The organism is Lysinibacillus sp. NPDC048646, from assembly GCF_050272295.1.
Classification (GTDB): Bacteria; Bacillota; Bacilli; order Bacillales_A; family Planococcaceae; genus Lysinibacillus.
This window is the reverse complement of record NZ_JBNNLZ010000002.1, coordinates 383931-395687: the sequence shown is the minus strand read 5'-3', so window position 1 is coordinate 395687 and position 11757 is coordinate 383931. Positions and strand designations below refer to the sequence as shown.

Genomic DNA, 11757 nt, shown 5'->3' with positions numbered 1-11757 from the left:
CTCAAATGCTTAGTAGAATACAAGAAGTCTTTCGATTTAACTAAGTATAGTTTATAAGCAAAAAACTACTATCAATACCAGCAAAATATATTTAGTTGTTATACCATTTATATAAGGACATCATCGTAAATTCTTCATCTACATCCAGTTTTAATGGCGTTATTAGTTCGATGGAATTACCATCAGGATCAGCAAAGTAAATCGCTGCGTGTGCATGTGGATGATTTGGCAAGGCAAGTGGCTGTTGTTCTGGTGAAAAGCTAGATGGCGAATCGACGGATGGTATGCTAAATGTACATTGTCACTTTCCCATAAACCTAGCCAACTTTCTCCTTTTACTATCCAAAAGAACGCTAATTTTTCTTGTCCATAAGCTAGCTCAAGTCCTAATTTTTTATAGAACTCTATAGACTTTTGCAAATCACTTACCGGTAAATGTGCTTTGTATAAACCTTTAATCATACGATTAACCTCTTTTTAATTTTTTAAAAAGTATACTATTCATTGTGGAAATATAAATCATGCAAAAGTTTGAATGATGCAGCATAATCTTAACTTTATGATTTTCACTCATTAAAAGGACATCGATTGAATAATTAATCAATCGATGTCTTTCCGTTTTTTTACATACCTTATAATTTACTTACGAGGGTCTTCTTTCTTCGTTCGAGGATTTTTTGACTCAGTAAAGTGAAAACAAATAGTATACCGACCGTTGCCGCCATCATTCCCGCAATGGATGTATCCCAATACTTTGCTAAATAATAGCCCACAATTGCAGTCCCAGCACCAAACAGCATACTAAAAATGAACATTTGTTTAATCGTTTTACTAAATAAATAGGCGGTTGCAGCAGGTCCAATTAACATCGCAACGACTAATATCGCACCAACGCTATCGAAGGCAGCAACAGTAGTAAACGAAATCGAAGTCATGAAGCCATAATGTAGGAACACGACTGGAATCCCTATAGTTGCAGCATACACCGGATCAAAAGTGGCGAGCTTCATTTCTTTAAAGAATAGTAGTAGGAACCCGATATTTATGATGAATACCAGCAACAACATCCACACGGCTTTTGGCATTGTTATAGAAAACAAGGTCCATCGATCCCAAGGAACAAATGCAATTTCGCCCATTAACACATGTTCCACATCTAAATGAACATTTCCTGCAAACAAGGTGATGAGTAGTACACCAGCAGCAAACAATGACGTGAAAACCACACCAATAGCTGCGTCTTCCTGGATACCGGATGAATGCAATAGTTGAACTAAATACGCCGTTAATATTCCTGCTATTGCAGCGCCAACAAGCATCCAAAATCCATTTAATGTCTGTGTAATGATATAAGCCATCACAATACCGAATAATACGGTATGACTAATAGCATCTGCTATCATCGACATTTTTCGTAATATCAGAAATACGCCTGCTATGCCACATGTAATACCTACTAATAGACCAGTTAATACAACCCAAAATTCAATCATCCTAAATCACCTTGCTTTCGGAACTGCATTTTCCTACGGTACTTATTGATTTGCCCAGAAGGACTAATTAAATAGGATAGAAAGAAAATGGTGGCTGCAACTAATACAATAATCGGACCTGTTGATAATCCCGTCCGAATGGAACTGATAAAGGTTCCAGTAACACCTGAAATACCACCAATAGCCGCACTAAGCATTAGCATTGAACTCAACTTATTGGTCCAAAGCTTAGCGCTAGCAGCTGGAATGATTAATAACGCTGACATTAAAATAACACCTACAGCCTGTATCCCTGTTACAATCGTCATAACAATTAGAACAGTTAATATTGCTTTTAGCGCTTCAATCGGCAGTCCGATTCCTTTTGCATAGACAGGATCAAAGATAAGAAGCTTCCATTCTTTATAGAGCAATAGGCTGACTAATATGATAATCGCGGCACTTATAAACAACCACAGTAAATCAGCTTTTGTCATTGTCGCCGCTTTCCCGAATATGAAATTATTTAGTCCGCTTTGATTTCCTATTGGGCTACGATTGACGATTGTTAAAAATACAACACCTATCCCGAAAAATACAGTTAATACTAAGCCAATGGCTGCATCTGCTTTCATTTTGGAAAATGACACAATCCACTGTATACAATAAACAGATAATGCAGATGTAATTGCTGCACCGATCATCAAAATCGGTAGCTCTTTTTGTCCTGTTAGTAAAAATGCCAGAGCTATACCAGGCAATGCAGCATGTGCTGCTGCATCGCCCACTAAACTTTGTTTTTGAAGGAAGGAGAAGGTTCCTGTAATCCCAGCTGCAATTCCAAGTAACATTGTACCGACTAGTACCCAAAGTAAGTTACCACTTAACATACTCTTCCCCCTCACATGCCTTGCATCATGAAAAGTTTACCACCATACGTTTTTTGTAGTTGTTGTGGTGTGAAAACTTCTTCTGTTGCACCTGATGCTAATATTGTTTTATTGAGTAGAATTGTAAAATCAAAATACTCTTTTACAGTTTGTAAGTCATGATGTACGACGAAAATGCTTTTTCCCTGTGCTTTTAAGTTTTTCAAAATATCTATAATTGTTTTCTCTGTTGCCGCATCCACACCTGCAAAAGGCTCATCTAAAAAATAGACATCCGCATTTTGAGCAAGTGCTCTTGCTAAGAAGACCCGCTGTTGCTGACCACCCGATAATTGACCGATGGAACGTTCAGCAAAGTCTTGCATCCCTACACTGGCAAGTGCTTGCTGTGCCAGTAACTTATCTTGTTTAGAAGGTCTTTTAAATAACCCCGTATGTCCGTAACGTCCCATTAACACAATATCTAGTGCATTGGTTGGGAAATCCCAATCGACTGCATTACGCTGAGGAACGTACCCTACAACTAAATTTTTCGGCTCAAATAGTTTCCCAAGAATTTCTATTTTACCTACTTTATTTGGTAATTGATTTAATATAGCCTTTAAAAAAGTCGATTTGCCCGCACCATTTGGACCAATAATAGCAGACAGTCGACCGCTTGGTACCGAAACATTTGCGTTATCTAATACTATTTTTTTATCATAAGCGACCGATAAATTTTCAACTGTTAATGCGTTCATTTTTTCACCTACTTCAGTGCATCGACAATTGTATCGATGTTATGTTGATACATGCCAATGTATGTGCCTTCTTTTGTTCCTTCAGCACCCATTGCATCAGAGAATAACTCTCCTCCAATCACAATGTCGTGACCTTGTTGTTTTGCACCTTCAATAACAGCATTCATTGCTTTGTCAGATACACTTGATTCTACAAAAATAGCCTTTATATTATTTTCCACTAAAAAGTTCACCATTTCCTGCACATCTTTCACACCATATTCAGAATCTGTACTTAGTCCTTGCAAGCCACGCACGTCAAATCCTTGACTCTCTCCGAAATAATTGAATGCATCGTGGGCCGTCACCAAAATACGTTGATCTTCTGAAATTTCACGTACACGTTCTTTTGCGTACGTTTGTAACTCCTCTAATTTTTTTAAGTAGGCAGCTTCGTTTGTTTTGAAGTCAGCTTTGTATGCCGGATATTCTTCTACAAGTGTATCGCCTATTGCAACGACAACCTGCTTCCATAACTCAATGTTAAACCATATATGTGGATCATGTAGCATGGCATCATTATCACTAGCGAGTAAAAGTTTTTCATCCAATTTCTCGCCAACTGCAAGCACCGTTTTGTCTTTTGCCATTTGTTCAAAAATATCGAGCATTTGCCCCTCTAAGTGAATGCCGTTATAAAAAATGACTTCTGCTTTATCTAATTTTGTTAAATCACTTTGCGTTGCCTTGTATAAATGTGGATCTACTCCTGGCCCCATCAAAGCTGAAACTGATAAATGGTCGCCGCTTATCTCTTTTATTGCATCGGCAATTTGCCCCGTTGTCGCAACAACGACTCCTTCCTTTTCCTCTTCAGTAGCATTACTTTGTGCGCTGCATCCGAAAAGGAATAATGTTAAACCAAGTACACCTAAAAAACGTTTCATGCTGTTACCTCTTCCTATCTCTATTTATTTAATAATGCATTTCTTCAGAAGCTGACGCCAGCTCATCCAAAAGACAATTATAGAAATCCCAGCCCCAACTGAATAAGTCGTTTTCCACAATATTGTTAAAATCACTAGTATCCCTAGTGGAAGGAACGTTAATTTGAAATCATCTAAGTCTTTCATTCACTCACTCTTCTTTCTCAAATGATATTTTGTTTCCCTTAGGAAAAATATATGCTTAGTCGAAAAAATAATCAACCTTTTTCTGAAAAATATTTTTTATTTTCATAATGACTGATATACAAACCCTATTTGTATGGCCGTATGTTGCATTTGCAAGTACGCATATTTATTCATCTATTGCACAGACAACTTTGAGCACAAACATAAGGGCTTGTACCATGTAATGGGCAGTACTATTGAGAACAAATACTATAGCTACAAACATAATGGAAAAATTGTGCTTGCGAGATAAGGGGAATAGCATTCAAGACTAATGGATCGACCTTGAGGAATTTTGGAGTAGTCACGGAAAACACTACATAAAAAGCCTAATTTCTCGTAAATTAACTGAGAAATTAGGCTTTGGCATTTTGTTTAAACACTAAGCGTAAATATACACTTATATCATTAAATATACGATTTATTTTTTTCAAAGATTTATTTAGTAAATGCTTTAACTCGGGAATTGCTTCTTCCCCGAAAGATGGGCTTCAAACATGTCGATAATTTCAAGAAAATGTTCCGCTTCACGGAAAACATGGTCTGCTAATAACGGATGAATAATACTTTTTATCTTGCACTCTTCAATCAGATCTCGCGCGGTTTTCTTAAAATTACGGAGAGACACTACAGAAACACGATTTTGATCTAGGAATTGGTCCAAAAGTGGCACTGTCTGCGATTGTGGTTTCATGCTTTCTAAATCTCTCGCTTGAAAAAGTAATTCATCAAAATCATTACTAAAATCTCTTGCCATATCAACAAGCTTTCTTTCTGAAGGATCAAGAAGGTGCCCTATAAATTTTGCATGATCAGCCATAATTCTTAAATAGAAAACATTCTCTTTGATGATTTCATCAGCAAGGGGTTTCAGTTTCCCCTCATTTAACTCAATTAAACGTTTTCTAAAATAATTGGCCTCACGACTAGTATGATCCACTAATAAAGGGAAATTATTCGCTCCCGGCAACTGACAAGTAAGGATTAGCCCTAACACTTTTCGCTTAAAAGCAAATATATTTGTCGCAGCTATTTGAACTTCTGTATTAAACCTTCTCATTTGTTCTGGATCTGTCTGGTTAGTCAATTGATGAGATTGTTGTTCAATCTTCTCAAACAAATAATAATATTGATTGGCTTCATTTATTAATTGTGTATCTTCGCATCTAAACCCTAATCGAAGGAATAGTGAGTGTTCCTTCATAATCCTTGACCAAAACCGGATTTCTTCTAAAGAACGAGTAACAAACAAGAATGGTGTAGTACCACTATTAGCCTCTGGTAATTCTTCATTCCATTGCATCAGTTATTCTCCCCCTAAAATAAGCTTTTACTCCAACATATTCTAAGTTACGCTGTCTTTATGTCTTCACAATAAAGCGTAAAAAGTTATTTAGAACTGACACATTAACGTCTATACCCCTGATTGTTCTTTAAGTGCTAGACCCGCAGAGCATCCACGATAGTGAGGCTATAATGTAAAAAATCGATGCGTTAACTTTTCTGCTGATTTTATGTTTTTATGTCCGTTAACTCACAAAACATATTCCGCTAATACACTTTGGACTTTGTAAATATTGAGCGTTTTATTAAACTTTTTTTCCACTAAACCACCAGCTGACAGCCAAATTTTCAACTCTGCATCTAAATCAAAATTCCCTGCTGTCTCTATTGAGAAATGCACAATATTCTTGTAAGGTATTGAATGGTATTCCACTTTCTTGCCAGTCACGCCCTGTTTATCAATTAAAATTAGCCGTTTATTGGTGAAAACAAATAAATCACGAATTAACTTATACGCATGTTCGACATGTTCAGAATTCGTCAACAATTCTTTAATTTCACTTTCAACCTCACCTACATTTGTTTCAGAAGCATTCCCCATCAACCCATCTAAAAAACCCATTATACCCACCATCCTTTTTATGGTCATATGGCTATATTCTATTCACTATTAGTGCCTGCCATTCTAGGGCTTCCCTATGTATTCAAATGCATAAATATGTGTCTTTGTCAGTTCAATAATATCTTTGATCAGATCTTCTTCTGCCTTTTCGTAGTTACTCGCAATCCATTGCATCATTAGCCCAGAAAAACCAAAGGACGTATAACGCTTGAACATGTCCATATTGACAGGCTGATTGTTAATCGTTTCAAATTTAAATTGCTCCATATAAATTTTCGTGATAGTCAAAGGCATTCGTGTATGAAAGCCTGGAACTGTATCCTCATAGTTTAACAGCTCAAAAAACAACCGATTGTCATAAATATAATGAATAATATTAAATGATGGTGGATTGAGCTTTGTCGTATAGACCTTTTCGCCATATAGATATGGTTCACCGACCGCAGATTCCAACCCATTTAGCATTTTCTCAAGCAATGTATTTGCTAGCTCCATTTTATCTTGAAAATGAACATAAAACGTACTTCGATTGTAGCCAGCACGCTCTACAATATCTTTTACGGTCATCGATTGATAACCTTGCTTTTTTACTAATTCAATAAATGCTTCGTAAAAATGTCTACGCGTTCTTTCTTGTCTTTGTGTCCATTTTGTCAAAATTTCTCCCCCTTTTTAGGCACATACTATTGAAGTGTCTACTAGTTCGACGCCAACTGCTACATTAATGATTGTTTCCTTATTGTATCGTCTTACAATAGAAGTACACAGTGATTCGCATATTGTGTAAGAGAAATTTAATGCTAAGGAGGTAATTTTCGTGGGAAAATTACAAAATAAAGTCGCTATTATTACAGGTGGGGCATCTGGTATTGGTGCTGCAACAGCTAAATTATTCGTCGAAGAAGGTGCTAAAGTTGTGCTTGTCGACTTAAACGAAGAAAAAGGAAGCGCTTTCGAAGCTGAACTAAAAGCAACTGGTGCTGAAGCATTATTCATCCAAGCAAATATTACGAGCGAAGAAGAAGTCGCAAATATTTATAAAACAACATTGGAAACATTCGGTAAAGTGGATGTTCTATTTAATAATGCTGGTATCGGCCGTGTAACACCAACAGAAGAACTTGCTTATGCAGAATGGCGTAATACAGTAAACGTCGATTTAGACGGTGTATTCTTAATGGCGCAAGCTGCTATTAAAGAAATGTTAAAAGCTAACGGTGGGACAATCGTCAATACAGCTTCTATGTATGGCTGGGTTGGTTCTCCAGGTTCAGCAGCATATAATGCGGCAAAAGGCGGCGTTATTAATTTAACACGTTCACTAGCACTTGAATATGCAACACGTGATATCCGTGTCAATGCACTGTGCCCAGGCTTTATCGATACACCGATTATTCCTGAAGAAAGTAAAGAACCATTACGTCAAATTACACCCATGCAACGTTTAGGTCAAGCCGAAGAAATGGCCAAAGCCGTGCTGTTCATGGCTAGTGACGACTCAACTTTCATGACTGGTAATACGTTAACCGTTGATGGTGGATACACAGCACAATAAGGTTACGCTTATAAAACTTCCTAATATGGTAAAAATCCGCTACACTTTCCGCGCGCAAGGCACGAGCACGCGGGAGTTTATGCGGATTTTTACCTTTCTATCAAAAAAGGCGGTTCATCACCAAAAGATGTGGTTGACATTTTAAAATGTAATATAAGTTGGCTGGAGCGGCGCCAGTGTGACTCCTAGGGGATTAAGCGCCCAAGATGAGACCCTGGAGCGAGCAACATAGAGGAACGAAGGCTAAAAGCATCACGTCCTGTGATAACGCCTTCGTGACCAACATCCTATTGCCCCAAGTGGCCATCGGGCGCCCCCAGGAAAGCACACTGGCAGAGCGGAAGTCAACTACAAGTTATGGTGAAGAGCCAAAAAGGCTTACTATTGTCACTCTTGGAACAGCTCTATTTCATATTTTCTTTAACTAGCCATGGCTAAGATAAATATTAATTTACCTTTAAACTAGAAACTACTTCATATTTTAACCGATATTTTTCCATGACACGCGCAAAGAAAGACGCTAATACTTGTTGAAACAACATACCGAATACGACCGGCATAACGGTCTTTGGTGGAAAATAAGTTGTGGCAATGACGACTCCAACAGCAATATTGCGCATTCCCCCAGTAAATAAGAACGTCGTAATAATACGAGTATCTTTCCACAGTAAATGTCCCAGTACTAAACATAGCGCATAACCAGAAACAGCAAGTACAAAAACGACAAGAATCACACTCACAAGCTCCCAATTAATATTTTTTATATACGGAGCAATGACACTACTATTAATCATCACAATACCAAACAAACTTAGTTTTGAAAAAGGCGCCAATTTCCTTCCAAATGTCACTTCAATTTTCCCTTTGGTAAACTCATTCATTAATACACCTGCAAGTGATGGCAAGACAATCATCCACAGTAAATCTAGAATGAGTGAAAGCGTATCAACTTCGATAGACTGCCCGACAACTATATGCAATAAAGCTGGAATGACAAATGGTGATAATAACGTATCAATTAAAATAATGGCCAGACATAGTGCAAGATGCCCCCTACAGATACTTACCCAAATAAAGCTCGTTACCCCTGTTGGGATAGCTACAGCCAAGACAAAACCAATTGTCAGCAAATGATCATGAAAAATAGCTGTCGATACGAAATATGCCACAATTGGCATCAATATATGTAGAAATACAATGATGATAAAAATAGCCCATGGATACCTCTTAAGACTTTTGAAACCTTCAAAACTCATACTTAAACTTCCCGCAAACGTCATAAAGGCAAAAAGCCATGGCACCAAGAATAGTAGCTGACCACCAATATCCTCGAACAATACACCAACCACTAAACTAAGTGGCGTTAAAATTGGCATCCATTTTTGGAGGTGTGTATTTAAACTACTCAACAAGGTTCATTCCTTCTTTCTATAGTCAATAGCCTAATTTTAACTATATACCTTTTTTATCAACCTTTTAACACAAATTTTTTTAATAGACGATAGTATATTTATTTGCAGTTTCTACCTACATCCTGCAAACTAAGGATATTAATAGCTAGAAAGGAAGTATGCTAATGAAACACTTAGTATGCCTGTTATTGCTGTCAGTACTTGTTTTAGGGGGCAGCTATACAGTTAATGCAGCTGGTTTTAAAGATGTGCCAGAAGAGCATTTTGCTTATGAAGCAGTTATGTGGGCAGAGGAATATGATATTATCGATGGTTATGCAGATGGAACATTCAAGCCAAATGTAACAATTACCGAGCAACAATTTGCAAAACTACTGGCTAATTATTATGAGCTGGAAACACCCTATGATGAGCTAAAAAAACAGACGTCTTCTGCAAACTGGTCAGATGAATATTACAATCGCCTTGCCAGTTATGGTGTGCCACTCAACGGTTATTTTGATAATACTATTCGCGCAGCCGCTATAAAACGAGGAGTTGTGGCACAAGCAATCACTCATTTAGCAGATGGTAAACGTGGATTAGATGCATCCATTCAATTTTTACTCGATACCTACATTTCGACTGGACAAAATCCTCAGTACGAAAATCGTAACTTGCAGAAATTTTTCGGAGTAACCAACCATATGACACGCGCACAAGTTGTTACACTGCTACACCGTATGGATTCAAGAAATTTTTATGAAATCTCTGAGGATGCACAAGAAATTAATCAGAATGCAAGCAATGCTTCTTTAAATACACATGCGCATAATGGGCAACAACAGCTTGATAAAACAATGCAGCAGACAACACCTGCTAAAAGTGCATGGGAAGGCACGTATACCTATTACTATAAATGGGGCAAGGGAGCCACTGATTATAACCGCCGCGATGCCATCATCTCAAATGCAACAAGTAAAAGCTTTTACATCTCACTGACGGCCAATGATGGACAAGAATCAGGGAGTGTAGATGGAACAGCGACAATTACCTCTAGTTCAAAAGCGGTTATGAACAAATCCGCAAACGGCAACCGCTGCGTGCTGGAATTCGAGCGACTCAATAATGCCCTTAAAATTACAGAGGTAGATTGTATGGCTGAGCATGACGAAGGCACAAACTTTTCAGGGACATTGAAAAAACAATGAGTGCTGTGTTTGGCTCTGCCTACTGTTGAGAAATTTTTAAAATTGCAGGGCCTGAGAAAAGAAAAAAATTTAAAAGTGTGCAATGGCGTAAGTTTGCCATTCGCACTTTTTTATTGCTAACGACTACTATTATGCTTTACTGACTTTATGCAGTTTTTCTGTGTAAATCAGCCCCATCTTTCATCTCAAAATTCACAACATGGGTACAATTTCAATTTAAATCCACCGTTAAGAATCAATTATTTCTCCCCTATTCCAAGGTCAATAATATTTTTTATTAAAATAAATCTTGTAAAGTTATAAAATTTACTATATTTTAGTATTATCACTTCTAATTGAAAATGATAATCAATGAGAATAACTATTTAGGAGATATGCTATGAAAAACATTTATGACGTAACAATAATTGGTGGCGGCCCTAGTGGACTATATAGTGCTTTTTATGCTGGACTTCGTGATTTAAAAACTAAAATAATCGAATATAAGTCCGTACTTGGCGGAAAAATTCATGTCTACCCTGAAAAGTTGATTTGGGATATTGGCGCATTACCAGCAACACCTGCCCAAAAAGTTATTGAGAATTTAGTAGAACAAGGTTTGACATTTAACCCTACTGTTTGTTTAAATACAAAGGTTGATATCGTTACGAAGGAAAATGATGTTTTCATCATTACTACTAGTACAGGTGAACAACATTATTCAAAAAATGTCATAGTCGCTGTTGGTGGAGGAATTATTAGTCCTATCAAGCTGGACTTAGAAGGTGCAGAAAAATTCGAAGTTTCAAATCTTCATTACACAATTCGTGGTATCGAGCGCTTCAAAGATAAATCTTTATTAATTTCTGGTGGTGGTAACTCTGCTATTGACTGGGCATGTGATTTACTAGATATTGCAAAAGACATTACGATAATTTATCGCGGAGAAGACATTTCTGCTCATGAAGCTCAAGTGAAAAAGTTACAAGCGTATGGCATACCTATCATTACGCAAACGTCTATTAAAACATTGGTAGCGAACGAAGAAAAAACAAAAATTAAAAGAGTCATTATCGAAAACAAGGCAACAAACGAAACAGCGACCCTTGTTATAGATGAAGTCTTGATTAATCATGGTTATGATCGAGATCAATCCTTCTCCTTCGATAACGCAATTGAGCCTAAACGTGATGCAATACGCAATTATTTTTTACAAACAAATACTGACTGTCAAACAACGATTGAGGGCTTATATGCTGTAGGAGATATCGCACAGTATGATGGAAAAATCCATTTAATTGCTGGAGCATTCCAAGATGCTGTTAATGCAGTCAATAGCATTAAACTTACGATTGAGCCTGAAGCTGATAAAATGGCGACCGTTTCTTCGCACAACGATGTGTTTGCATCTAGAAACCGTGCGATTATTAATGATACATTACTGAAAGTTTAACTACCGAAC

Annotated in this window: 12 protein-coding genes and 1 pseudogene; 3 read left to right on the top strand and 10 right to left on the bottom strand. The window is 37.3% G+C overall.

Annotated features, from left to right (window positions below):
- Positions 1-91: 91 nt before the first annotated feature.
- The 9 genes and pseudogenes from ACQKII_RS04230 to ACQKII_RS04190 all read right to left on the bottom strand — a co-directional run bounded on the left by ACQKII_RS04230 (position 92) and on the right by ACQKII_RS04190 (position 6816).
- Positions 92-462 (bottom strand): annotated as a pseudogene (locus tag ACQKII_RS04230) (VOC family protein).
- Positions 463-632: 170 nt separating this feature from the next.
- Positions 633-1493: a metal ABC transporter permease gene (locus tag ACQKII_RS04225; protein WP_427456629.1), complete on the bottom strand. Its 861-nt coding sequence runs from the start codon at positions 1491-1493 to the stop codon at positions 633-635.
- Positions 1490-2362 (bottom strand): metal ABC transporter permease, encoded by an 873-nt coding sequence (locus ACQKII_RS04220; RefSeq protein WP_427456627.1) that lies wholly within the window; start codon positions 2360-2362, stop codon positions 1490-1492. The genes ACQKII_RS04225 and ACQKII_RS04220 overlap by 4 nt, the downstream gene beginning before the upstream one ends.
- A gap of 11 nt (positions 2363-2373) precedes the next feature.
- Complete coding sequence (locus ACQKII_RS04215; RefSeq protein WP_427456625.1) at positions 2374-3102, bottom strand: metal ABC transporter ATP-binding protein; 729 nt, start codon at positions 3100-3102, stop codon at positions 2374-2376.
- Positions 3103-3110: 8 nt separating this feature from the next.
- Positions 3111-4028, bottom strand: a complete 918-nt coding sequence (locus tag ACQKII_RS04210) for a metal ABC transporter solute-binding protein, Zn/Mn family (protein ID WP_427456623.1) — start codon at positions 4026-4028, stop codon at positions 3111-3113.
- A gap of 24 nt (positions 4029-4052) precedes the next feature.
- Positions 4053-4214, bottom strand: a complete 162-nt coding sequence (locus tag ACQKII_RS04205; protein WP_427456621.1) for a hypothetical protein — start codon at positions 4212-4214, stop codon at positions 4053-4055.
- Between the two features lie 493 nt (positions 4215-4707).
- Positions 4708-5556 (bottom strand): DUF2935 domain-containing protein, encoded by an 849-nt coding sequence (locus ACQKII_RS04200; RefSeq protein WP_427456619.1) that lies wholly within the window; start codon positions 5554-5556, stop codon positions 4708-4710.
- A gap of 231 nt (positions 5557-5787) precedes the next feature.
- Positions 5788-6159 carry a PH domain-containing protein gene (locus ACQKII_RS04195; RefSeq protein WP_427456617.1) on the bottom strand — a complete coding sequence of 124 codons (372 nt, stop codon included), beginning with the start codon at positions 6157-6159 and terminating at the stop codon, positions 5788-5790.
- 63 nt (positions 6160-6222) lie between these two features.
- On the bottom strand, positions 6223-6816 hold the full coding sequence (locus tag ACQKII_RS04190) for a TetR/AcrR family transcriptional regulator (protein ID WP_427456615.1): 594 nt from the start codon (positions 6814-6816) through the stop codon (positions 6223-6225).
- Positions 6817-6976: 160 nt separating this feature from the next.
- Between ACQKII_RS04190 and ACQKII_RS04185 the strand changes: the two genes are divergently transcribed.
- Positions 6977-7714, top strand: a complete 738-nt coding sequence (locus tag ACQKII_RS04185) for an SDR family NAD(P)-dependent oxidoreductase (protein ID WP_427456613.1) — start codon at positions 6977-6979, stop codon at positions 7712-7714.
- A 446-nt stretch (positions 7715-8160) separates the two neighbouring features.
- On the opposite strand, the gene ACQKII_RS04180 is transcribed toward ACQKII_RS04185, so the two are convergent.
- The gene (locus ACQKII_RS04180) at positions 8161-9123 is read right to left on the bottom strand and encodes a bile acid:sodium symporter family protein (protein ID WP_427456611.1); all 963 of its coding nucleotides are present in this window, start codon (positions 9121-9123) and stop codon (positions 8161-8163) included.
- Positions 9124-9290: 167 nt separating this feature from the next.
- Here ACQKII_RS04180 and ACQKII_RS04175 point away from each other — a divergent pair, with 167 nt between their 5' ends.
- A complete protein-coding gene (locus ACQKII_RS04175; RefSeq protein WP_427456609.1) occupies positions 9291-10316 on the top strand; it encodes an S-layer homology domain-containing protein in 1026 nt (341 codons plus the stop codon).
- 379 nt (positions 10317-10695) lie between these two features.
- On the top strand, positions 10696-11748 hold the full coding sequence (locus ACQKII_RS04170) for an NAD(P)/FAD-dependent oxidoreductase (protein ID WP_427456607.1): 1053 nt from the start codon (positions 10696-10698) through the stop codon (positions 11746-11748).
- The last annotated feature ends 9 nt before the right edge of the window (positions 11749-11757 follow it).